At 71.7% G+C, this 26,871-nt stretch carries 2 protein-coding genes (1 of these 2 cut by a window edge); both read right to left on the bottom strand.

The annotated features are described in order from the left end of the window. Positions 1-8,719: the 5' portion of a non-ribosomal peptide synthase/polyketide synthase gene (locus ABZ909_RS32340; protein WP_357007243.1), read on the bottom strand. It extends 10,310 nt beyond the left edge of the window; the window shows 8,719 of its 19,029 coding nt (coding positions 1-8,719); its start codon is at positions 8,717-8,719; its stop codon lies beyond the left edge, outside the window. Beyond that, positions 8,719-26,871 (bottom strand): non-ribosomal peptide synthase/polyketide synthase, encoded by an 18,153-nt coding sequence (locus ABZ909_RS32335; protein ID WP_357007241.1) that lies wholly within the window; start codon positions 26,869-26,871, stop codon positions 8,719-8,721. The genes ABZ909_RS32340 and ABZ909_RS32335 overlap by 1 nt, the downstream gene beginning before the upstream one ends.

The following is a 26,871-nucleotide window of genomic DNA, read 5'->3' as shown; positions in this document are numbered from 1 at the left end:
AGATCCGGGCCGCCAGCCCGGCGACCGTGGCGTCCTCGAAGACCGCGCGCAATGGAATCCGCACGCCCGCGGCCTTACCCAGGCGCGCCACCAGCTGGGTGGCGATGAGCGAGTTGCCGCCCAGGGCGAAGAAGTCGTCGTCGGCGCCCGCCCGCTCGACCCCGAGCAGGGCGGCGAAGACCTCCGCGACGATCCGCTCCTCGGGGCCGGTGGGGGCGCGGAAGGCGGAGGCGGCGGCCGCCGGCGCGGGCAGGGCGGCGCGGTCGAGCTTGCCGGAGGCATTGAGCGGGAGGGCGTCCAGCGGCACATAGACGGCGGGCACCATGTAGGCCGGAAGGCGCTGCGCGAGAGCTGATTTCAGCTCTAATGGCGAGATCTCCGCGCCGGGGGCGGGCACCAGGTAGGCGACCAGCTGCGGCTCGGCGCCGGCGCGGCCGGAACCGCGCACCACGACCGCCGCCTGGGCGATCGACGCCGATTCGACCAGGGCGGATTCGATCTCGCCGAGCTCGATGCGCAGACCGCGCAACTTCACCTGGAAGTCGGTGCGGCCCAGGTATTCCAGTTCGCCGCTGTCGAGCCACTTCACCAGGTCGCCGGTGCGGTACATGCGTTCGGAGACACCGAAGGGGTTGGCCACGAAGCGATCCGAGGTGAGGCGCGGGCGTGCCACGTAGCCGGTGGCGAGCTGATCGCCCGCGAGGTAGAGCTCACCGGCGATACCCGCCGGCACCGGCCGCAGCCGCGAATCCAGCACGTACACCTGGGTGTTGAACACCGGGCGGCCGATCGGCACCGAGTCCACGTCGACGTCGGCGACCTGGTGGTAGGTGACGTCGACGGCGGCCTCGGTCGGGCCGTAGAGGTTGTGCAGCTCGGCACCGGTCAGCTCACGCAGTCGATGCGCGGACTTCGGCGCCAGGGCCTCACCGGAGGCGAACACCATGCGCAGGCTGTGTAGGATTTGCCTCCGCTCCGCTCCGGCGGGTTCGCGGCCCTGAGGTCTCGATTCTTCGCTCCTCCGCTCCTCCGCTTCGCTCCCCCGCTCCGTCAGTCCAGAATCGAGACGGCCGCGAACCACCGACGTTTCGCCGACGCGAAGCGCAGTCTCGAGTTCGGCGACGAAGACGGCGAGCATGGAGGGCACGAAGTGGGTGACCGTGACGGCTTCGCGGGCAATGAGTTCCGCGAGCTGAGCCGGGTCGCGATGCGCCTCCGGCCGCGCCACCACCAGCGTGGCGCCGATCAGCAACGGCCAGAAGAACTCCCACACCGACACGTCGAAGGTGGCCGGGGTCTTCTGCAGCACCACGTCGTCGGCGGTCAGGCCGTACTCGGCCTGCATCCAGACCAGGCGGTTGACGATGGCCGAGTGCGGCACCGCCACGCCCTTCGGGCGACCGGTCGAGCCGGACGTGAAGATGACGTAGGCATTGTTCGAAGCCCGCAGCGGCGCAGCGCGATCCGCGTCGGTGATCGGCTCGTCGGAGAACCCGGTCAGATCCAGCAGATCGATCCGCACCTGCGCGACATCCATCGCCAGGTCCTCGCCCGAGGTCAGCACGGTGACCGGATCGGCGGTGTCGAGGATGTATTCGATGCGCTCGGCCGGGTGGTCCGGGTCCAACGGCACATACGCGGCGCCGGCGGCGGCCACCGCGTACATGCCGACCAGCAGGTCGAGGGAGCGCCGCATGCCCAGGGCCACGAAGGAATCCGGGCCGACGCCCTCACCGATCAGCCAGCGCGCCAGCTGCCGTACCCGCACGGCGAACTCGCTGTACGTCAGGCTCGACCCCTCGAAGGCGAGAGCGGTCGCGTCGGGAGTCCGCGCCACCTGGGTCTCGAACAGCGACACCAGCGTCGCGGCATCGCCCTCGGGCAGGTCGAGCGCGGCGGCGGTGTCGTTCCATTCGTGCAGAATCCGGGTCCGCTCGGCGGCGTCGAGCAGGTCGATGTCCCCGACCCGCACGGTCGCGTCGGCGGCCACGGCCGCCAGCACCCGGCCCAGGCGCGCGGCGAGCGCGGCAGCGGTGGCGGCGTCGAAGAGCTCGGTCGCGTAGCGCAGGTTGCCGGTCAGCCCGGCGCGCTCCCCCAGCTCGCCGACCACCAGGTGCAGGTCGAATTTGACGGTGGGGTCGTCGATCTCGACCGGGGCCACGGTCAGGCCGGGCAGGGCGAAGGCCTGCGCGCCGCCCATGCGGGCCGCGTCGGTGAAGGTCAGCATCACCTGGGCCAGCGGCGGGGCGCCGGTGGTGCGGTCCACGGCCAGGGCGTCGACGATGCGCTCGAAGGGCAGGTCGGCGTGGGCGAAGGCGGCCAGGTCGGCGGCGCGCACCCGGCCCAGCAGGTCGGTGAAGGACAGATCGGGCTCGACCTGGGTGCGCAGCACCAGGGTATTGACGAACATGCCGATGAGGGCGTCGAGTTCGCGTTCGCCGCGGCCGCCGATCGGCGAGGCCACGGCCACGTCGGCGGTGCCGCTGCTGCGCGCCAGCAGGGCCGCGAAGGCGGCGTGCACGACCATGAACATGGTCACGCCGTGGGCCCGGGCCAGCTCCCGCAGGTCGGCGGCGACGGTCTCGTCCACCGAGAACGACACGGACGCACCGGTATTGGCGGGCGTCGCGGGACGGGCGCGGTCGGTCGGCAGCGCCAGCTGCGGGGGCAGGCCCGCCAGGGTCGCGCGCCAGAACTCGAGCTGCTGGTGTGCCACCGAGCCCGGTTCCCGGTCGTCGCCGAGCAATTCGTGCTGCCAGAGGCTGTAGTCCGCGTACTGCACCGCCAGCGGCTCCCAGCCGGGTCCGGTGTCGGCGAGGCGGGCGGTGTAGGCGCGCATGAGATCGGTGATCAGCGGCGCCAGCGAGAGGGCGTCGGCGGCGATATGGTGCACGACGACGGCCAGGACGTATTCCGGGGACCGGTCCTCGGTCTCCTCGTCGAGCACGAAAAGCCCGATGCGCGAGGGGAGTTCGCCGGTCACGTCGAATCCGGCCGAGGCGAAGGCGGCGAGCGCGCCGGTGATCTCCGAGGCGGCGACCGGCACCGGGCTCAGGCTCAGCCCGATGTCCGCCACATCCAGAATGTGCTGGTAGGGGCCGGATTCCGAGTCCGGGTAGGTGGTGCGGAGGGACTCGTGGCGGGCCAGCACGTCCAGCGTCGCCTGTTCCAGCGCCGCGATGTTCAGCGCACCGCGCAGGCGCAGGACGATCGGCAGGTTGTAGACGCTGTGCTCGCCGTCCTCGGTCTCGATCCTGTTGAGGAACCACAGGCGCTGCTGGGCGGGCGAGAGCGGAATGCGGTCGGGGCGCGGGCGCGCGGCCAGCACCGGCCGGGCGGCGTCGGGGTTGGCGGCGACCAGCGCGGCCGCCATGCCCTCGACGGTGGAGGCCTCGAAGAGCAGGCGCACCGGCACCCGGGCGCCGAGCTCGGCGCCGATGCGGGAGGTCACCCGGGCGGCGTCGAGCGAGCTGCCGCCGAGGGCGAAGAAGTCGTCGTCCAGGCCGACCCGCTCGACTGTCAGCACCTCGGAGAACACGGCCGCTACCAGGCGCTGGGCGGCGTCGACGGGCGCGCGGAAGCTCTTGGCGCGCAGCTCCGGAACGGGCAGTGCCTTGCGGTCCAGCTTGCCGCTGGAGTTGAGCGGCAGTTCGGGCAGCGCCATCAGGGCGGTCGGCACCATGTACGGCGGCAGCACCCGGATCAGCCCGTCCCGCAGGGTCTCCGGGTCCAGGTCGATGCCGGGGGCCGCGACCACGTAGCCCGCCAGGTAGTCGCCGGAGTCGGCGGTGACGAGCCGCACCGCGGCCTGCGCCACCTCTGGCGCCAGCAGCAGGGCGCTCTCGATCTCGGCCAGTTCGATGCGCTGGCCGCGAAACTTGATCTGGAAGTCGAGACGTTCGAGGTAGACCAGCTCGCCGTCCTCGGTCCACTTCACCAGATCGCCGGTGCGGTACATACGCGCTCCGCTCGCGCCCCCCGGACCCACCCCGCCGAAGGGGTTGGCCACGAAGCGATCCGAGGTCAAGTCGACCCGGCCGTGGTAGCCGCGGGCCAGCTGCACACCGGCCAGATAGAGTTCGCCCGGCACCCCGATGGCCACCGGGTGCAGGCGCGAATCCAGCACGAACACCTGGGAATTCCACTCCGGCTCACCGATCGGCACGGTGAGGGTGTCGGAGCTGTGCGCCTCGCGAAAGGTGATGGACACCGCGGCCTCGGTCGGGCCGTAGAGGTTGTGCACCCCGGCGTCGCTGACGGCCCAGAAGGCGGTGACGGTCTCCGGCGGCAGCGCCTCGCCGATGACGAAGACCTCACGCAGCGAATCGAGTTCGCCCGCCTCGGCGTGCGCGGCGAACACCGCGAGCATGGAGGGCACGAAGTCGGTGAGCGTGACCCCGTGGCGGGCAATGGTTTCGGCGATGTAGCGGGGATCGCGGTGGCCGTCGGGGGTGGCGACCACCAGGGTCGCGCCCGCGCGCAGCGGCAGGAAGTAGCCCCACAGTGAGACGTCGAAGGTGGTGGCGGTCTTCTGCAGGTACACGTCCTGGCCGCGCACGCCGTACTCCGCCTGCATCCAGGCCAGCTGGTTGGCGATGGCGCGGTGGGTGACCGCGACGCCCTTGGGCTTGCCGGTGGAGCCGGAGGTGAAAAGGACGTAGGCCGGGTGGTCCGGGTGCAGGACTGCGCGCCGCTCGCGGTCGCCGATCTTGGCCGCGGAGTACTCCGCCAGCTCCAGCTCGTCGAGGTGATGCAGTGGCACGTCGAGGGTTTCGGGCAGGGTGAAGCCGTCGCGGCGGGTGGTGAGCACGGCGTGCGGGCCGGCGGTGGTGAGGATGTGGCCGATGCGTTCGGCCGGGTGGGACGGGTCCACCGGCACGTACGCGCCGCCGGCGCGCAGCACGGCGTACATGGCGACCGCCAGTTCCACCGAGCGGGCCATGGCCAGCACCACCAGCGATTCCGGGCCGACCCCGGCGGCGATGAGGTAGCGCGCCAACCGGTTCGCGCGCTCGGAGAACTCGGCGTAGGTGAGTTCGGTGTCCTCGAAGACCAGGGCGCGGGCGTGCGGGGTGCGCGCCACCTGCGCGTCGAAACCCTGGTGCAGGAACTGATCCGGGACGCGGGAGCCGGTGGCGTTCCAGCTGGAGGTGACGTAGTCGCGCTCGCCGGCGTCCAGCAGTTCGATATCGCCCACGGGCACCGCGGCGTCGGCGGTGGCGGCGCTCAGCAGCCGGGTGAACTTGGCGGCGAACTCGCGCACCGTGTGATCGTCGAAAAGGTCGGTGGCGTAGGTGTACTGGACCCGGTAGCGGTCGCCGTCGGAGACGACGGTCAGCTGCAGGTCGAACTTGGCGATGCCCGGATCGAAGTCCAGTTCCTCGGCGGTCAGTCCCGGCAGCGCGGCGGTGAGGTCGCCGAGGTTCTGCATGAACAGCGCGACCTGGAACAGCGGGTGGCGGTTGCGGGCGCGGGCCGGATTGAGCACCTCCACCAGGCGCTCGAAGGGCACGTCGCGGTGGGCGAAGGCGCGCAGATCCCGGTCGCGCACATGGGCGATCAGGTCGGCGAAGGAGTCGGCGCCGCGCACCTCGGCGCGCAGCACCAGGGTGTTGACGAACATGCCGACCAGGTCGTCGAGGGCCTGGTCGCCGCGCCCGGCGACCGGGGTGCCGATGGCGATGTCGCCGGTGCCCGAGAGCCGGGCCAGCACTGCGGCCAGTGCCGCGTGCAGCACCATGAACGGGGTGGCGCGGTGGGCGGCGGCCACCCGGTCGACCACGGCGCGCAGGTCGGCGTCCAGCACGGTCTCGAAAGAGGTGCCGCGGAAGGTGGACACGGCCGGACGCGGGCGGTCTGCGGGCAGGTCGATCTGAGCGGGCAGATCCGCGAGTTCGCTTGCCCAGAAGGCGATCTGGCGAGAAGCCACCGAGTCCGGATCGGATTCGTCGCCCATCCAGGCCCGTTGCCACAGCGCGTAGTCGGCGTACTGCACGGCCAGCGGCTGGTAGGAAGGCCGCTGACCCGCCTGCCGCGCCATGTACGCCAGCACCAGGTCGCGCACCAGCGGTCCGATGGAGGCGCCGTCGGCGGCGATGTGGTGGGCCACCACCACCAGCGTGTGGTCGCCGGGACCCGAGCGCAGCAGCCGGGCGCGCAGCGGCACCTCGGCGGTGACGTCGAATCCCTGTGCGGCCAGGGCCAATACGGTCGTGGCCAGCTGGTCCTCGGGCACCTCGCGCGGGGTCAGGTCCACCGCGGCAGCGGGCAGCACCACCTGGGCGGGCCCCTGGTCGGCGGCCGGGTAGTAGGTGCGCAGCGACTCGTGGCGCTCGATGACGTCGGCGAAGGCGGCCGCCAGCGCCGCGGTGTCGAGCTCGCCGCGCAGGCGCAGCGCGAACGGCATGTTGTCCACCGCCGACGGATCGAAATCATCGGCGGCCGGGTCGTATTCGCTGCGCGCGAAGTGGTTCAGGAACCACATGCGCTGCTGGGCGGGCGAGAGCGGAATGTGGTCCGGGCGCGGCCCGGCGGTCAGCGGCGGCCGGGCCGCCGGGCCCGCGCCGTCACCCAGCGCCGCCAGCGCGGACACGGTCGGGCGCTCGAAGAAGTCGCGCACGTCCACGGTGACGCCGAGCGACTCCCGGATCCGGGCGATGGCGCGGGTGGCGATCAGTGAGTTGCCGCCCAGGGTGAAGAAGTCGTCGTCCGCGCCGACCACCGTGAGGTCGAGCAGGTCGGCGAAGATGGCCGCGACCGCCTCCTCGGCGGGGGTGGCCGGGGCACGGTAGGCGGTGGCCGTGTCGGCGAAGACCGGGTCGGGCAGGGCGCGCCGGTCCAGCTTGCCGTTCACGTTCATCGGCATCTCGGGCAGGACGACCAGCTGCGACGGCACCATGTACTCGGGCACGTGCGCCCGCGCAGTGGAAAGCACCGCGGCACTGTCGATTTCGACGCCGTCGGCCGCGACGACATAACCGACCAGTGCCTGCTCGCCGTTCGGGCGAGTGTGCATGAGCACGGCCGCCTGCGCGACGGCGGCGGCGCGGCGCAGCGCGGACTCCACCTCGCCGAGCTCGATGCGCAGGCCGCGCATCTTCACCTGGAAGTCGCTGCGGCCCACGTATTCCAGCTCGTCCGGGCCGCCGTCCACACCGGAGACCCAGCGCACCAGATCACCGGTGCGGTACATGCGATCGCCGGACGGGCCCTCGGGGTTGGGCACGAACCGTTCGGCGGTCAGACCCGAGCGGCCCACATAGCCGCGGGCCAGCTGCGTACCGGCGATGTACAGCTCGCCGACCACACCGACCGGCACCGGGCGCAGATCCGCGTCGAGGACCAGCAGTTCGACATCGTCGCCGGGGCTGCCGATCGGAATGGTGTCGACATCGGCCGCGGTGACCTCGTGGGCGGTGGCCAGCACGGTGGACTCGGTGGGACCGTACACGTCGAACAGGGTCGCGCCGCTGACGCTGCGGAAGTCAGCGGCGGTGCCGACGGGGACGGTCTCGCCACCGGTGAGCAGATAGCGCAGGGAATCGGGCATGTCCTCGCCGCTGCGCATGACCTCGCCCACCAGCGCGGCCAGCATCGACGGCACGAAAAATGCGGTGGTGACCCGTGATTCGCGAATGACGCGGACCAGGTAGGCGGGGTCCAGGTGACCGTCCGGAGCGGTGATGACCAGCCGCGCCCCGGTCTGCAGGGGCCAGAAGATCTCCCACACCGACGCGTCGAAGGTGGTGCTGGTCTTGAACAGCACCGCGTCGTCCTCGGTGATCCGGAACTGCCGCTGCTGCCACCGCAGGAAGGCGACGACCGCGCGGTGCGGGATGGCCACGCCCTTGGGGCGGCCGGTGGAGCCCGAGGTGAAGATGACGTAGGCCAGGTTGTCCGGGCCCGGCTGCGGCAGCTCGGGATCGTCGGCCGGGGACAGCAGCCGATCGCCGTCGATGCCGTATTCCCGTGCGTTGCGCTCGAATTCGTCGATGCGCAGCACCGGGGCCTCGAGCGCGAAGGCGGGCTGGTCGGCGGTGGTGGTGAGCACCACCGCGGGCTGCGCCACCTCGAGCACGTAGGAGATGCGCTCGGCCGGGTGATCCGGATCGAGGGGCACGTACGCGCCACCGGCTTCGAGGATGGCGAACATGCCGACCATCAGCTCGAAGGAGCGGCGCACCGACAGGCCCACCAGGACATCGGGGCCGACGCCCAGGCCGCGCAGATGCCGCGCGAGAACCGTTACGCGGGTGGCGAATTCGGCGTAGGTGAGCGTCACGCCCTCGAATTCCATAGCCACCGCGTCGGGGGTGCGCTGCACCTGGGCGCGGAACTGCGTGCTGAGGGTCTCGACCGGGGCCAGCTTGGGGTCGAGGACGTCGGAGGCGGCCAGCACGGCGTCGTCGACCAGCGCCTCCAGCGCCGCGGTGAGACCGCCGGCCTCACCGCTCATCAGTCCAGGGAGCTGCCCGGACACCACCACCTGCATGAGCGCCTCGGGCTCCAGCGCGCCGCCCATGGCCTCGCTGAGCATGGCGATCTCGGCGGCCAGGGCGCCGTAGGCGACGGTGTCGCCCGCGTCCCGCAGGGCTATGCGGTCGGCGTCCAGCTCGGCCACGACAGCGATCAGACATGGTAGGTCGCCCACGCCGTAGGCTCGGCGCAAGGCCGTGACCCGTCCGTTCCGGCTGGTGGCGATCGACTCTGCGTAGTGCATCAGAGGCTTCCTTCCGACGTGCTCTTCGAGCGAAGAACCAGGGCCTGCGCGTCCGCGGTCAGCGTGCTCAGGGCCTGATGGAGTCCGGCCGCGCCGAGAGCGGCCAGAATGCCGGGTACCAGTCCGGCGAGTGCCACGTTCACCAGCGCCTCCGGCTTCGCGGCGGCGCCCATGGCGCGGGCGGTGACGGCGATCTTCTCGGCAAGATCCCGATAGGTGACGGTGTGCTCGCCGTGGGTGAGGGCGACCGCCTCGGGGGCGGCCGCCGCCGCCGCGGCGAGCAGGGCGGGCAGGTCGGCCGGCTGCGGCGGTGCTGCCGCGTCCGTGTGCGGCACCGCCGCGGTAGCCCCGTGCGGCACCGCCGTGGTGTCCCTGACCGGTCCGCTGCCGGGGCGGCGGGTGCGTTCCGCCTCGGTGCGAATGTCGATGTCGCGCACCGGCGCTTCCGGATCGGCCACCACCGCATGCAGCACCAGCAGCAGCCGCTGCGCCAGCAGACGCACGCTGTCCGCACCGAAAATGTCGGTGGCGTACCCGAATCGCATGTCCAGGCCCACCACCCGGCCGGCGTCGTCGTGCCGCTCGATACCGGTGAGCTGGAGGTCGAACTTGGCCTCGGTGAGCTCGGGATCGAGCGCCTCGACGGTGAGACCGGGCAGCGCCGCCGAGACCGGCGACATGTTCTGGAAGGCGAAGGCCACCTGGAACAGCGGGCTCACCGACGCCGAACGGGCCCGGCCGGTGGCGGCCAGCACGGCCTCCACCACGCGCTCGAACGGCACATCGGCCTGGGCGAATGCCGCCAGGTCGCGGTCGCGCACCTGCCGCAGCAGATCGGTGAAGGCGAGCTTGCCGTCCACCTCGGCGCGCAGCACCACGGTATTGACGAACATGCCGATCAGGTCGTCCAGCGCCCGCTCGCCGCGGCCGGCGAGCGGGACGCCGATCGAGATGTCGCGCTGGCCGGACAGTTTGGCCAGCAGCACCGCGAAGGCGGCGTGCACGACGCCGAACAGGGTGGCGCCGTGCGCGCGGGCCAGGGCCGAGAGCCGCTCGACGGTCTCCGCGTCGACCGCGAAATCGACCGTCTCGCCGAGCATCTCGCGCCGCACCGGCCGGGGACGGTCGGTGGGGAGCGCCAGCTGCTCGGGCGCGGAGGACAGCTCGTCCACCCAGAAGCGCAGCTGCCGCGACAGCAGGCTGTCCGGATCGGCGTCCGAACCGAGCACGCGGCGCTGCCAGGCGGCGAAGTCGCCGTACTGGATCTCCAGCGGCGCCCAGGCGGGCGCGTCCCCGGCCAGGCGGGAGGTGTAGGCCAGCACCAGATCCCGGGTCATGGGCAGTACCGAGTAGCCGTCGGCGCTGATGTGGTGCAGCACCACCAGCAGGACGTGGTCGGCCGGGCCGAGTTCGAACAGCGTCACCCGCACCGGCGGCGCGACGGTGACATCGAAACCGGCCGTGGCCGCCTCGATCAGGCGGGCCTGAATCTCGTTCTCGGACACCGGGACCGTGGTGAGCTCACCCTCGAGGTCACCCAGCTCAAGCACCACCTGCACGGGCTCGCCGTCCACCTCGGGATAGCGGGTGCGCAGAATCTCGTGACGCTCCAGCACATCTCGCAGGGCCGCGGTGAGCGCGGCCTTGTCGAGCGCGCCGGAGCGCGGGTCCACGGAGCGGAGCCGGATGGCGGCGGGCACGTTGTAGGCGCCCGACTCCGGGTGCAAGCGGTTGAGCACCCACATGCGCTGCTGGGCCAGCGACAGCGGGGCCGGGCCCGCGTCGGTGCGGCGGGTCAGCGCGGGCAGCAGCTCGGCCGGATCGGCGGTGGCGATCCAGCCCGCCAGCCCGCCGACCGTCGGAGCCTCGAACAGGGCCGAGACCGGCACCCGCACACCGAGATCCGAGCCCAGCCGGGCGGCCAGGCGGGTCGCCATGAGCGAATTGCCGCCCAGTGCGAAGAAGTCGGCGTCCAGGCCGATCGGGGTGGCCTCGGCCGCGCCGATGACCTCCGCGAAGCCCGCGGCGACGGACTGCTCGAGCGCGGTCACCGGCTCGCGGTAGGCCGCCACGGCGAAGACCGGTTCGGGCAGCCGCGCCCGGTCCACCTTGCCGTTGGCGTTCAACGGCAGGGCGTCCAGCACGACCAGCGCGGCCGGGACCATGTAGGTCGGCAGCTCCGCGGTGAGCGCGACGCGCAGGGCGGCGGACACCTCGTCGCGGCGTTCCTCGGAGGTGCCGGGGACCGCGGCGTAGGCGACCAGCCGGGCGCCCGCATCGGGGGTGGTGCGGGCGACGGCGACCGCGGCGCTCACGCCGGGCTGCCGGTAGAGCGCGGTCTCCACCTCACCGAGCTCGATGCGGAAACCACCGATCTTGACCTGGAAGTCGGCGCGATCGATGTACTCGAGCGCGCCGTCCGCACGCCAGCGGACGATATCGCCGGTGCGGTACATGCGGCCGCCGGCGAAGGGGTCCGCCACGAAGCGGTCGGCGGTGAGGGCCGGGCGGCCGTGGTAGCCGCGCGCCAGCTGGGCACCGGACAGGTACAGCTCGCCGGGCACGCCGATCGGGACCGGGGACAGGCGGGCGTCGAGTACGTAGACCCGGCTGTTCCAGGCGGGCGAGCCGATCGGCACCGCCTGGCGGTGTCGCTCGCGCACCTCGTAGGAGGTGATCGAGACCGCCGCCTCGGTGGGGCCGTAGAGGTTGAACAGTCGTGCGCCCTCGGCATTCGCGCTGTCGGGGTGCTGGTCGAGGAACTCCGCGGCCGTCGCGGCCGGCAGCGCCTCGCCGATGGCCAGCACCGCGCGCACCGAGGCGGGCAGCGGGCCGCCGGCCAGCAGCATGCCCAGCAGCGAGGGCACCGGGTGCAGGATCGTGACGGCGTGGGTCTCGATCAGGGCGCGCAGACGGTCGGGATCGCGTTCGTCGCCCGCGGCGGATACCACCAGGCTGCCGCCGGTGGTCAGCGCGGACCAGAACTCCCACACCGACAGGTCGAAGGTGGCGGGGGTCTTCAGCAGCGCGCGGTCGCCCGCGTCCAGCTCGAAGGTGGCGCGCAGCCAGCGCAACTGGTTGACGATGGCCGCGTGCGGCACCGCCACGCCCTTGGGCAGGCCGGTCGAACCCGAGGTGAAGATGATGTAGGCCGGGTGCTCCGGGCGCAGCCGCCGCACCCGCTCACCGTCGGTGATCGGGGCCGCGGACAGGCCGGACAGCTCCAGCCGGTCCACCTCGAGCACCGGGACCGTGGCCTCGAAGGGCACGCCGTCGGCCGCCGTGGTGAGAACCACTGCCGGAGCGGCGGTTTCGACAATGTAGGCGATGCGGTCGGCCGGGTGATCCGGGTCGATCGGCACGTAGGCGCCGCCGGCCTTGACCACCGCGTACATGGCGACCACCAGATCGATGCCGCGCCGCATGGCGAGCACCACGCCGGTCTCGGGGCCGACGCCCGCGGCGATGAGCCGGCGGGCCAGACGGTTGACCCGGGCGTCGAATTCCGCGTAGGTGAGCAATGTTTCAGTGGCGTCCAGCAGGGCGACCGCGGCGGGGTTCGTCGCCACCCGGGCATCGACCAGATCGGCCAGGGTGGCCGGCGCGAGCTGGTGCGCGGTGGCGTTCCAGTCGTGCAGAATGCGCTGGCGCAGGCCCGCACCCAGCAGGTCGATATCGCCGATGACGGTGTCCGGCTGCGCCGCTATGGTTTCCAGCAGCCGGGCCAGGGCGGCGGTGAAACGCTGCGCGGTGCCCTCGGTGAACAGGTCGTGGGCGTAGCCGAGGGTCAGCTCCAGCCCGGCGGGCGCGCCGGTCCCGGTGTAGTGGTCCACCGCGAACAGGTGCAGATCGAATTGCGCCACGTGGGTGTCGAATTCGACCTCCGACACGGTCAGGCCGGGCAGCTGCAGCTCGGCGCGCTCGTGGTTCTGGAAGGACAGGCCCACCTGGACCAGCGGGTGCCGGGCGGTGGAGCGGGCCGGGTTGAGCACCTCCACCAGGCGTTCGAAGGGCACGTCGGCATTGCCGAAGGCGGCGATGTCGCCGGAGCGCACGCGGGCCAGCAGGTCGGTGAACGGCTCGCCGCCATCGGTGCGGGTGCGCAGCACCAGCGTGTTGACGAACATGCCGATCACGTCGTCGAGGGCGGCGTCGCCGCGGCCCGCGATCGGGGTGCCGACCGCGATGTCGGTGGTGCCCGAGAGCCGGGACAGCAGGGCCGCGAAGGCGGCGTGCACCACCATGAACAGGGTCGCGCCGCGGCGGCGGCCCAGCTCGGTCAGACCGGCGTGCAGGTCGGCGTCGAGCGGGAGCCGGATGTAGCTGCCGCGCAGGCTCTGCCGCGCCGGGCGTGGGTGGTCGGCGGGCAGGTCCAGCTGGTCGGGCAGACCGGCCAGGGTCTCCCGCCAGAAGGCGAGCTGGCCCGCGGCCACCGACGCAGGGTCGTCTTCGGCGCCGAGCAGGGCGCGCTGCCACAGCGCGTAGTCGGCGTACTGCACGGCCAGCGGGGTCCACGACGGCCGGGAGCCGGCCAGGTGGGCGTCGTAGGCGACCATCAGGTCGCGCACGAACGGGACCACCGAGGAGCCGTCGGCCGAGATGTGGTGCAGCACACCGGCGAGCACGTGATCGCCGGTGGGCGCGCCCTCGATGTCGACCACGCGCAGCAGCAGCACCCGCACCGGCACGTCGACGGTCACGTCGAAGGTGGTGGTGGCGAATTCGGTGACCCGGGCCACCAGCTCGGCCTCGGTCACGTCGACAGGCTTCAGCTCCGAAACCACCTGCGCGGCAGGCAGGATCACCTGCGCGGGCCCGTCCGCGGTCTCCGGATAGACGGTGCGCAGGGTCTCGTGGCGTTCCACCACGGCGGCGAAGGCGGCCTCGAGCGCGGGGGCGTCCAGCTCACCGGTGAGGCGCAGGGCGAGCGGGATGTTGTAGGCCGTGGACGCGCGATCGAAGCGGTTGAGGAACCACATGCGCTGCTGGGCGGGTGAGAGCGGCAGGTGCTCGGGGCGGGCGCCGGCGACCAGCACCGGACGCTTCGGCCCGTCGGCCTCGGCCTGCACGCGGGCGGCCAGGGCGGTCACGGTGGGCGCCTCGAACAGGGCGCGCACGCCGACCGTGGTGTCGAACAGGGCGCCGATGCGGGCGACCGCCTTGGCCGCGAGCAGCGAGGAGCCGCCCAGGGCGAAGAAGTCGTCGTCCGCGCCCACCCGCTCGATGCTCAGCAGGTCGGCGTAGACGTTGGCGATGAGCTCTTCGGCGACGGTGGCCGGCTGCCGGTACTCGGTGCCCTCGAAGACCGGGGCGGGCAGCGCCGCGCGGTCGAGTTTGCCGTTGACGGTCAGCGGGATCCGGCCCACGATCACCACCGCTGCGGGCACCATGTGCTCGGGCAGCTCCCGGGCGACGAAGGCACGCAGGTCGGCGGTGGACGGCGCGGTGTCCGCGGCCGGGACCACGTAGCCGACGATGCGGGAGGCGTCCACGGCGGCGTCGTGGCGCACGATGACCGCGGCCTCGCGCACCTGCGGATCCCGCAGCAGCGCGGCCTCGATCTCGCCGAGCTCGACCCGGAAGCCGTGCAGGTTCACCTGCTGGTCGATGCGGCCCAGGTACTCGAGGTCGCCGGTGGCGGTCCAGCGCGCCAGATCGCCTGTGCGGTAGGCGGATTCGCCGGGACCACCGTAGGGGTCGGCCACGAAGCGACCGGCGGTGAGCGCGGGGCGGTTCAGGTAACCGCGCGCCAATTGCCCGCCCGAGACATAGATTTCGCCGGGGACGCCGACCGGCACCGGACGCAGTCGTGAATCCAGCACGCGCACGGTCAGACCCGGCAGCGCGCCGCCGATCACGCTGGCGGAGCCGGTGTCCGGGGCGATCGGGCGGTAGGACACGTGCACCGTGGTCTCGGTGATGCCATACATGTTGATCAGCGCCGGGCCCTGCGGGTACCGGGCGAACCAGCCCGCGAGCCGCTGCGGTTCCAGCGCCTCGCCGCCGAAGATCACATACCGCAGCGCGAGCTCGGTATCGGACTCGGCATCGGCGGTGATCAGCTGGTAGAACGCGGACGGGGTCTGGTTGAGCACGGTCACGCCCGCGGTGGCGAGCAGTTCGCGGAACTGCTGCGGCGACCGCGAGGTGAAGTAGTCGACCATCACCACGCTGCCGCCGTACAGCAGCGCGCCCCACAGCTCCCAGACCGAGAAGTCGAAGGCGTAGGAGTGGAACATGGTCCACACGTCGGCGGGCCCGAAACCGTAGTGTCCCTGCGCATTGTCGAACAGGCGGATCACATTGCGGTGCGGGATCACCACACCCTTGGGGCGGCCGGTGGAACCCGAGGTGTAGATGACGTAGGCGGTGTCGGCCGGGCGCAGCGGCGCGCGCCGGTCGCGGTCGGTGACCGGGTCTGCGGCGTAGCCGTCGAGGTCGATGGTGTCGAGGCAGACGACCGGTCCGCCGAACCAGCCGGCCGGCAGCTGCGCGTCACCGCTGCTGATCGCGCACACCGGGCGGGCGTCGTCGAGCACGTACTCGATGCGGTCGGCCGGGTAGTTCGGGTCGATCGGCAGGTAGCCGCCGCCGGCCTTCACCACGGCCAGCAGCGCCACGGCCAGCTCCGCGCTGCGCGGAAGCGCCACGGCCACCAGCGATTCCGGTCCGACACCGGCCGCGATGAGGCAGCGGGCCAGACGGTTGGAGCGGGCGTCGAGCTCGGCATAGCCGAGGGTCACGTCCCCGGCGCGGACGGCCGGGGCCGCCGGGTCGAGGGCGGCGGCGGTCGCGAATCGGTCCGCGAGAGTGGTGAATTCGGCGACATCGGGACCGGTGGCGGACCACTCGTGCAATACCCGGGCGCTCTCCTCGCCGCTCAGCAACTGGATATCGCCGACCACCACGGTGTGGTCGGCGGCCACCGCCGCCAGCACCCGGCTGAAGCAGCGAGCCAGCGACGCGATGGTGTCGGCGTCGAAAAGCTCACTGGCGTAGGTGATCTCGATGTCCATGCCACCGGCGCGGCCGTCCTCGGCGTGGGTCTCGAGCACGGTGAACTGAAGGTCGAACTTGGACACCCCGGCGTCCGGGGTCTCCGGGTGCACCCGCAGCTCGGGAAGCTCGACCGTGGGCAGCGCGTAGTTGTGGAAGGTCAGGGCCACCTGGAACAGCGGGTGCCGGGCCTGCGACCGGGCCGGGGACAGCACCTCGACCAGGCGCTCGAAGGGCACCTCCGCGTGCGAGAGCGCGGCGATGTCGTCCGCGCGCACCGCGTCCAGCACGGTGTCGAAGCGGGCGCGCGGGTCGATCTCGCTGCGCAACACCAGGGTGTTGACGAACATACCGACCAAGCCGTCGAGCTCCTGCTCGCCGCGGCCCGCGACCGGGGTGCCGATCGCGATGTCGGTGCTGTTCGACACCCGTGCCAGCAGCACCGCCAGCGCCGCGTGCACGGTGCTGAACAGCGTGGTGTCGTGCTTGCGCGCCAATTCGCCCAGCTGACCGTGCAGATCGGAGTCGATGCTCAGGCGGTGGGTGCCGCCGCGCAGCGAGGCGACCGCCGGACGCGGCCGGTCCGCGGGCAGTTCCAACTGCTCGGGCAGCCCGGCCAGGCGCTGCCGCCAGAACTCCAGCTGCCGGTGGGCCAGGGACAGCTCATCGGATTCGTCGCCGCGGCGCTCGGCCTGCCACAGCGTGTAGTCGGCGTACTGCACGGGCAGCGGGGCCCACGCGGGCGCGGCGCCGGAGCGGCGCGCCTGGTAGGCCGTCATGAAGTCGGTGGCCAGCGGGCCCAGCGAGAACCCGTCCGCGCTGATGTGGTGGACCACCAGCACCAGCACGTGATCGGTCTCCGAGACGCTGAACAGTGCTGCGCGCAACGGTGTTTCGCGGGTCAGGTCGAAGGCGTGGCCGATGATCCCGGCCACCCCGCCCGCGATCTCGTCCGCGGTGACGCGGGCGGTGAGCAGCTCGGCGTCGGTCGCCGCCAGCACCTGCTGCTCGGGGCCGTCCGGGCCGTCGGGGTAGACGGTGCGCAGGGTCTCGTGGCGCGAAACCACGTCCCGCAGCGCGGCATCGAGCACCTCGGCGTCCAGCACGCCGGACACCCGCAGCATGAGCGGGATATTGTCCGAGGCCGCGCCGGGGCCCGCACCGATCGCATCGGCGTGGTAGCGGTTGAGGAACCACATGCGGCGCTGTGCATCCGACAGCGGCACCCGCTCCGGGCGGGGCCGGACGGTCAGCGGCAGCTGGGTTCCGGTGCCCGCCTTGGCCTCCGCGATGGCCGCCAGGCCGGCGACGGTCGGGGCGTCGAACAGGTCGCGCACCGACAGCTCGGCATCCAGGGCCGCGCCCACCCGGGCGACGGCGCGGGCCGCGAGCAGCGAGCTGCCGCCGCGTGCGAAGAAGTCGTCGTACGCGCCGACCCGCTCGACCCCCAGCAGGTCCGCGAACACACCGGCCACGACCTCCTCGGCCACCGTCTCCGGCGCCCGGTAGACCGCGGTCTCGAAGACGGGGGCCGGCAGGGCGGTACGGTCCAGCTTGCCGGAGACATTGAGCGGGAAGGCATCCAGCACCACGAGCGCGGCCGGGACCATGTAGGCCGGCAGCGTGGCGGCCAGGGCGGCCTTGATCGCGTCCAGGTCGACCACGGCCTCGGGTTCGCGGACCACATATCCGGCCAGCTGGTCACCGGCGTGCGCGTCGGCGTGCACCACCACGACCGACTGTGCGACGCCCGGCTGCGCCAGCAGCGCCGCCTCGATCTCCCCCAGCTCGATGCGCAGGCCGCGCAGCTTCACCTGGAAGTCGGTGCGGCCCAGGTAGTTCAGCTCCCCCTCGGGGGTCCAGGTGACCAGGTCACCGGTGCGGTACATGCGCTCGCCGGTGCCGAAGGGGTTGGCCACGAAGCGATCCGCCGACAGATCCGCCCGGCCCAGGTAGCCCCGGGCCAGCTGGTCGCCCGCCAGATAGAGCTCACCCGCGACGCCCGGTGCGACCGGGTTCATGCGCGCGTCCAGCACGTAGGTGCGCGTGTTCCACACCGGGCGGCCGATCGGCACGAACGCCGTATCCGCGTCGGCCACCTCGTGATAGGTGACGTCGATCGCGGCCTCGGTCGGGCCGTACAGGTTGTGCAGGCGCGCACCGGTGAGCTCGCGCAGCTTCTGCGCGGTCGGCGCGGGCAGCGCCTCACCCGAGGCGAACACTGTGTTTAATTTGCCTCCGCTGCGCTCTGGCGGGGATTCCGCTGCTCGGCGGGCGGCTGATTCGAGCTCGGCCACGAAGACGGCCAGCATGGACGGCACGAAATGGGCGACGGTGACGCCGGTGCGGACGATGGTGTCGACGAGGTACTTCGGATCGCGGTGGCCGTCGGGGGCGGCCACCACCAGCTTGGCGCCGACCTGCAAGGGCCAGAAGAACTCCCACACCGACACGTCGAAGGTGTAGGGGGTCTTCTGCAGCACGACGTCCGCGGCGGTGAGGCCGTACTCGGCCTGCATCCACACCAGGCGGTTGACGATGGCCGAGTGCGGCACCGCCACACCCTTCGGGCGACCGGTCGAGCCCGAGGTGAAGATCACGTAGGCGGTGTTCGAATCACGAAGCGGCACCACGCGATCCGCGTCCGTGAGCGGGGCGCTCGAGTAGTCGCGGAGGTCGAGGGCATCCACGGCGAGCACCGGCAGGTCGCGGTCGGTGGTGAAGCCGTCGCTCACGGTGGTGAGCACGGCCACCGGAGCGGCGGCGTCGAGCACGTAGTCGATGCGCAGGCGCGGCTGGTCCGGGTCCACCGGCACGTACGCGCCGCCCGCGGCGAGCACGGCGTACATGGCCACGACCATGTCGTCCGACCGCCGCATGGCCAGGGCCACCCGGGATTCCGCGGTCACCCCGGAGTCGGCCAGCTTGCGGGCCAGGCGATGTACCCGGGCGGCGAACTCGCCGTAGGACAGCGTCGCGGCCGGTTGGGAGGTATCGGTGTGCTCGAATTCCACAGCCGGGGCATCCGGGCAGGTCAGCGCCCTGGCCTCGAACACGTCGACCAGGGTGGCGGTGCCGGAATCGGTGGCGGGCAGCAGCTCTCGGGTATCGCGGGTGGTGTCGTTCCAGGACATGAGCACCCGGGAGCGCTCGTCGCCGATGAGCAGGTCGATCTCGCCGACCAGCCGGTCCGGCTCGTCGGTCACGGCCTCGAGCACCACGTCCAGCCGTCGCGCGAAGGCCGCCACGGTGGCCTCGTCGAAAATGTCGGTGGCATAGGTGAACTGGGCGCTCAGCTCGCCGGTCGCGGCGTCGTCGCCCACCGACAGCTGCAGATCGAACTTGGCGGCGCCGGGATCCAGATCGATGCGCGACACCGTCAGGCCGTCCAGCTCCAGCGTGGGCTGGGTGACATTGGCCAGGTCCAGGGCCACCTGGAACAGCGGGTGGCGGGCCTGCGAGCGCATCGGCGCGATCACCTCGACCAGCCGCTCGAACGGCACGTCGGCGTGGGCGAAGGCCCGCAGATCGGCCTCGCGCACCCGGGCCAGCAGCTCCCGGAACGAGCGGTGCGGGGTGACCTCGGTGCGCAGCACCAGGGTGTTGACGAACATGCCGACCAGGTCGTCGAGCGCCTGCTCGCCGCGGCCCGCGACCGGCGAGCCGATCGAAATGTCCGCGGTGCCGGAGAGTTTCGCGAGCAGCGTGGCGAACGCGGCGTGCAGCACCATGAACACCGTGGCGTGATCGCGCTCGGCCAGCTCGCGCAGGCGGCGGTGCCGCTCGGCGGAAATGGCGAAGCGGTATTGCGCGCCGCGGCGGCTGGCGACCGCCGGGCGGGGCCGGTCGCTGGGCAGCTCCAAGGTGTCGGGCTGGCCCGACAGTTCGGCGCGCCAGAAGCGAATCTGCTCTGCCAGCAACGATTCCGGGTCGTCCTCGTCGCCCAGCACCGCGCGCTGCCACAGCGTGTAGTCCGCGTACTGCACCGGCAGCGGCGTCCACTGCGGCGCGGCGCCGGTGCGGCGGGCGGCGTAGGCCACCATGAGATCCCGGGTCAGCGGCGCGATGGACCAGCCGTCGGCGCTGATGTGGTGCACGGCGACCACCAGCACGTGGGTCTGCGGCGCCAGGCGCAGCAGCGTCAGCCGCGCGGGCGGCTGCTCGTCCACCGCGAAGGGCAGCACGGCCAGCTCGATGATGCGCGATTCCAGCGCGTCCGGGCTCACCTGCTCGGGCGCCAGGGCGATGCCGGCCGCCTCGGCGGACAGCACCAGCTGGCGGCCGACGCCGTCCACGGCCGGGTACACCGTGCGCAGCGTCTCGTGCCGGGACACCACATCGGTGACCGCCGCGGCCAGCGCGTCCACGTCCAACCGGCCGTCCAGCCGGATGGCCGCGACCAGATTGTCCGCGATCGAGCTGTTGTCGAAGCGATTGAGGAACCACATGCGCTGCTGGGCATAGGACAGCGGCACCACCTCGGGCCGCTCCCCCGCCACCAGCGGTGCGCGGGAACCTGATCCGGCCAGCTCGGCCACCCGCGCGGCCAGCTCGGCCACGCTGGAGGCCTCGAAGACCAGCCGCACCGGGATCTGGGTGTCGAGGGCGGCACCCAGGCGGGCGGTCACCTGGGTGGCGATCAGCGAATTGCCGCCCAGCTCGAAGAAGTCGTCATCCGCGCCGACCGGGTGCGCGGCGTCGCCGGCATCGGCCGAGGCCGGCCGGGGACGTGACGGCACGGTTTCCACGGCGGTCTCGGCGACGGCCGGGACCAGACCCAGCACCTCGGCGAAGACATCGGCGACCAGCTGCTCGACCGGCGTGGCGGGGGCGCGGAATTCGCGCTTGGCGAAGACCGGTGCTGGCAGCGCGCGGTAGTCCAGCTTGCCGTTGATGGTCATCGGCAGGGTGTCGAGCGCCATGAAGGCGGCCGGAATCATGTACGCGGACAGGCGATTCGCCAGTCCGGCCTTCAGCTCGGCCAGGTCGAGGCCCGCGGACTCGGGCACCAGGTAGGCGACGATCTGGTCCCCGCGCACGGCGTCGCGGTGCACGACAACCGCGGCGCTGCGCACCAGCGCATGCGCCGCCACGGCGGACTCGATCTCGCCCAGCTCGATCCGGAAGCCGCGCACCTTGACCTGGGAGTCGTTGCGGCCCAGGTAGTCCACGGTGCCGTCGGTGGTCCAGCGCACCAGGTCGCCGGTGCGGTACATGCGCTCACCGGGCGCCCACGGGCAGGCCACGAAGCGGTCGGCGGTGAGGGCGGCGCGGCCGCGGTAGCCGCGGGCCAGCTGCGGACCGGCCACGTACAGTTCGCCGATCATGCCCACCGGCACCGGCCGCAGCCGGGCGTCGAGCACCCATTCCCGCACCCCGGCCAGCGGACGGCCGATGGTCACCGGGCCGTTGGCGGGCAGTGGCGCACTGGCATTCACGACGACGGTGGTCTCGGTGGGCCCGTAGGCATCGACCAGGGTGCGCCCGGCCTCGGCCCAGCGCCGCACCAGCTCCGCCGGGACGGCCTCGCCGCCGACCGCGATGTGGCGCAGGCCGGGCACGTCGGCGGGATCGATGGTGCCGATCGCCGACGGCGTCATCAGCACGTGCGTCACCCGTTGCGCGCGAATCACTTCCGCCAGCTCCGGGCCCACGGTGGCCCCGGGCGGCGCGATGACCAGCGTGCCGGCCGACTCGATCGCCATCAGCAGTTCGGCGACCGAGATGTCGAAGTTCGGGGTGGAGCCCTGCAGCACCCGCGCCGACGGCGAACCGACGTAGCGCTCGTACTGGGAGGCGGCCAGGCCCGGCACACCCGCGTGCGTGACCAGTACGCCCTTGGGTACACCGGTCGAGCCGGAGGTGTAGATGGCGTAGACGACATTCCCGGCGCGCAGGGGGTGCACCCGGTCCGCATCGCCGACCGGATCGGCCACGAATCCCGCCCAGCCGGCCCGGAATCCGGGCTCGTCGAGCATCAGCCAAGGCAGTACGTCCGGCAGCCCCTCGACCACGGCGGAGCCGGTCACGCCGAGGACCGCGCCCGAGTCGCGGACCATGTGCGCGATGCGCTCGGCCGGAAACGCGGGATCCACCGGCAGCCAGGCGGCGCCGGTCTTCACGATCGCCCACACCGCGACAACGGCTTCCAGCGACCGCGGCAAGCCGACGGCCACCAGATCGTCCGGGCCGATGCCGCGGTCGATCAGCAGGCGGGCCAGGCGGTTGGTGGTCGCGTCGAGTTCGCCGTAGCTGAGCGTGGTCTCGCCAGAGGTTAGCGCCGGGCGGTCCGCGCCCACGGCCACGGCGCGCGCCATCATGTCCGGCAGCAACCGGGTGGCCTGCACCGCACCGCCCGAACGGGTTGTCAGATCGGCGTATTCGGCGGGGGCCAGCAGCGGCAGCGCGTCCACGATCACGGTGGGATCGGTGGTGACGGCCTCGAGCAGGCGCACGAAACGATGCGCGAAGACCTCGATGGTGGTTCGGTCGAACAGATCCACCGCGAACTCGAACTCCGCGTGAATCCCCGCCGGTGCCGGACCTTCCCCGGGACCGGCACCGGCGAAGCTTTCGGTGACCGCTACCGAGAGGTCGAACTTGGTCACCTCGGTGTCCAGCGTACCCGTCGTGGCAAGCAACCCGGGCAGTTCGAGGCTGATGTCTCCGGTCGCGGTGAAGGACAGCGCCACCTGGAACAGCGGATGCCGCGACTGCGAGCGGGCCGGATTCAGTGCCTCGACAAGCTGTTCGAAGGGCACGTCCGCGTGCGCGAAGGCCGCGAGATCGGTGTCGCGGACCCGGTGCGCGAGTTCACGGAAGCTCAGGGCGCCGTCGACGTCGGTGCGCAGCGGCAGCGTATTGACGAACATGCCGATCAGGTCATCGAGTTCGCGCGCGCCGCGGCCGCCCACCGGGGTTCCGATGACGATATCCGATTCACCGGACAGGCGGGACAGCAGCACCGCCAGTGCGGCGTGCATGAGCATGAAGGTCGAAACACCCTCGGCCCGAGCGGTTTCCGAAATGCGCGAGTGCAACTCGGCGGGCAGTTCGACGGCCAGCTTGGCGCCGCGGCCGGTGGCGGCCACCGGACGCGGACGGTCGGCCGGGAGTTCCAGCAGGTCCGGGGCGCCCGCCAGGGTCTGCCGCCAGAAGTCCAACTGCCGCGACAGCAGCGAGTCCGGATCGTCGGCAGCGCCGAGGCGATCACGCTGCCACAGCGTGTAATCCGCGTACTGCACGGGCAGCGGCTGCCAGGCCGGGGCCTGTCCCTGCGACCGCGCCAGGTAGGCGGTGATCAGGTCGCGGGCCAGGACCGGGAGCGACAGGCCGTCTGCGGCGATGTGGTGCAGCACGATGGCGATGGCGTACTCGGGCACGTCCAGATCGGCGGCGTCCACCAGTACCGGACCCCCGAGTCCGCAGTCCGAGGCGATCGCACCGGTGACGGTGAACAGTCTTGCACGGAAAGGAATTTCGAATTCCAAGTCGAAACCCTGCGCCGCGAATTCGCGCATCCGCACGTCCAGTTCGTCAGCGTCGCAGGTCTCGTGCGCCACCGGCTCCGCCGCCGCGGCGACGGTCAGCACCTGCTGCACCGCGAAACCCGATGCCGTCGAGGGGAATACGGTGCGCAGCACCTCGTGCCGGTCCAGCACGTCCATCAGCGCGTCCCGCATGGCCGCCTCGTCGGCCTCGCCGCGCAGGCGCACCACGAAGGGCATGTTGTAGCCGGCGCTGCCGGTGTCGAAACGGTTGAGGAACCAGATGCGCTGCTGCGCCGGGGACAGCGGCAGCGCCTCCGGGCGCTCGCGCCGCACCAGGGCGACCGCACTGCCGGCATCCGCGTCGGCGTCCAGGAACTGGTCGTCGATCACCACCGCCAGCTCGGATACGCCGGTGGCGGAGAACATCTCGCGCACGGTGAGCCGGCAGCCCAGCTCGGCGTTCAGCCGCGCCGCCACCTGGGTGGCGATCAGGCTGTTGCCGCCCAGGGCGAAGAAATCGTCGGTGCGGCCGACCTCACTCGCACCCAGCACCTCAGCGAAGACCCGCGCCACGGCCTGCTCGGTCACGGTGACCGGCGCCTCGTGCCGCACCGCCACCCGGACCGGCTCGGGCAGCGCGGCCCGATCCAGCTTGCCGGAGGCATTGACCGGCAGGGCATCCAGCACCACGTAGGCGCTCGGCACCATGTAACCCGGCAGCGCCCGCGCCGCTGCGGCCTTCAACCGGGTGGCGTCCACCTCGGCGGGCGCGACCACGTAGGCCACCAGCTGATCGTCACGCACGATCACCACCGCGCGGGCGACGCCGTCCACGGCCACCAGCACCGACTCGATCTCGCCGAGCTCGATGCGCAGACCGCGCACCTTCACCTGGAAATCGGTGCGGCCCAGGTACTCCAGCTCACCATTGTCGGTCCAGCCGACCAGATCGCCGGTCCGGTACATGAGCTCTCCGGACTCGCCGGCGAACGGATCGGCGACGAAGCGCTCGGCCGTCAGTCCCGGACGCGCCACATAGCCCCGGGCGAGCTGAACCCCCGACAGATACAGCTCACCCGGGGTCCCCACGGGGACCGGCCGCAGACGTGCATCGAGCACGTACAGCCGGGTATTGAACACCGGTGCGCCAATCGGCACGGAAACGGTGTCCGCGGCCGTCACCTCGTGGAAGGTGACATCGACCGCAGCTTCGGTGGGACCGTAGAGATTGTGCAGCGCGGCGCCGGTCAGCGCGCGCAGCCGCTGGGCGGTCCGGCCCGGCAGCTCCTCACCGGAGGCGAAGACTGTATTTAATTTGCCTCCGCTGCGCTCCGGCGGGTTCGCGGCGCTGGAGGTCGCGTTCTTCCCTCCCTCCGCTCCTCCGCTGCGCTCCCCCGCTCCACTCAGTCCAGAACGCGACGCGCCGCGAACCGGAGCGGACTGCTCCAACTCGGATACATACGCGTCCAGCATGGAGGGCACGAAATGTGCGGTGGTGACGCCGTATTCGGCGATCACGGCACGCAGGTAGGCGGGGTCACGGTGGCCGTCGGGCTGCGCCAGCACCAGGGTCGCGCCGATCTGCAACGGCCAGAAGAACTCCCACACCGACACGTCGAAGGTGGCGGGCGTCTTCTGCAGCACCACATCGGCTTCCGAGAGCCGGTAGGTCTGCTGCATCCACACCAGGCGGTTCACGATCGCCGCGTGGGTCACCGCCACGCCCTTGGGGCGTCCGGTGGAACCCGAAGTGAAGATGACGTAGGCGGTGTTCGCGGGCCGCAGCGGCGCACGGCGTTCGGCATCGGTCACCGGCGCGGCCGAGTATCCGGCCAGGGCGTCACCGCTCAGCAGGTCCAGATCCAGTGCGGTGACATCGGTTTCGGGGCGATCGGCCGCGGTGGTCAGCACCAGCGCGGGCGCGGCCGTCTTCAGGATGTGGGCGGTGCGCTCGGCCGGGTGGTCCGGGTCCAGCGGCACATAGGCCGCACCGGCGGCCTGCACGGCGTACATGGCCACCACCAGCTCCGGCGACCGGCGCAGGTGCAGTGCGACCAGCGACTCCGGGCCGACGCCCAGCGAGATCAGATGACGGGCAAGGCGATTCACGCGCTGTGCGAGCGCGCCGTAGCCGAGATCGCGGGCCGGCTCACCGGCGAAACGCACCGCCGGCGCCGACGGCGTACGGGCCGCCTGCGCGTCGAACATCGACACCAGCGTCGCCGTGCCGTCCACCGGATACGCGGTGTCGTTCCACAGCCGCAGCACCACATCGCGCTCCAGCTCGGTGCAGACGTCCACGCCCCCGAGCCGCTCATCCGACTCCAGGCCGACCAGCCGCTCCAGGAAGGTCAGGAAGCGCCGATGGTGGCGGACGTTCTCCGCGCTGGTGTACAGGTTCGGGTTCACCTCGAGATCGAGGTGGATGCGGTCGTTCTCCCCGTAGAAGAGATTGAGGCTCATGTCCTCGATCGGGCTGGAGGACAGCAGGTGCAGACGCGCCTGGATATCCCCGAACTCCAGTTGGGGATGGAACAGCATGACATTGACCATCGGGCCGAACAGCGCGCGCGAGGCCGGGCTGCCCTGCTGTTCGGCATCGCGGTGGATGTCCTCGTGGCGGTAGCGCTGGTGGCGCAGCGCGCCCGAGATCTCCACCCGCGCCGAGGTGAGCAGCTCACCCCAGGTGGTCTCGTCCCGGACCGGAATGCGCAGCGGCACGATATTGGACAGCATGCCCGTCGAGCGCCGCATGACCGCGGTGGTACGGGCCGTCACCGGCAGGCTCAGCACCGCCTCGTCCTTGCCGGTGAGCCGGGCCATATAGGCCGCGAAGGCCGCGATGATCACCCCGGGCAGACCGGAATCGTGCTGCTCGCCGCACTTTTCGATGCGCCGCTGCAGCGCCTCGGGCAGGATCTGGCCGTAGCGCATATTGCCCGCGCGCGGCGGCGCGGAACGGCCCTTGAGGGTGGTGCCGCCCTCCAGGCCGGCGGTTCGTTGGGCCCAGTGCGCGCGATCGGTGCGGAACCGGCTGCTCTCGCGGTAGGCCAGTTCGGACTCGACCAGCTCCTGCTGCGTGCCGACCTGCACCGTCTCCGGTTCCAGGCCGCGCTTCAGGGCGGTGTAGCGCCGAGCCGTCCACTGCATGGTGTTCATGGCGGCATAGCCGTCGCCCACGATGTGATGGCCGACCACGAACCAGAACCAGCGCTGATCGGCGACCCGGATCAGCGCGGGCGCGAAGAGCCGCTCGGCATCGGTGAGGACGTTCACCGGCTGGACGATCTGGGTGCGCATCCATTCATGCGCGGCCGCAATGGGATCGGCCTCCGACCGCAGGTCCATGAGGCGGGTGTTGTGACCGGCGGACTCGTCGATGTACTGGAAGGGCTGACCGTCGATCTCGGTGAAGCGCAGCTGGGAGGAGCGCCAGATCGGCACGCCGTCCTGGGACACGCGTAGGAGCAGGTCGGCATCGAAATCGCCTTGGATATCGACGTACTGGGCCATGCTGCACGGCACGTCGGGGTTCAGCAGCTGGGCGTACCAGACCCCGATCTGTGCGGGTCCGAGAGGAAAAGGCGCTGAGACATTCGACGTCGGAACTTCACTCGGTCCGAGACCACTCGAGTCCGTACCCTGCACCAGAGCCTCCCTTGTCAT

This window comes from Nocardia sp. NPDC046763, from assembly GCF_040645495.1.
In the GTDB taxonomy this organism is placed as follows: Bacteria; Actinomycetota; Actinomycetes; order Mycobacteriales; family Mycobacteriaceae; genus Nocardia.
Note: the sequence above shows the minus strand (reverse complement) of the source record. Positions and strands in the feature narration are given on the sequence as shown.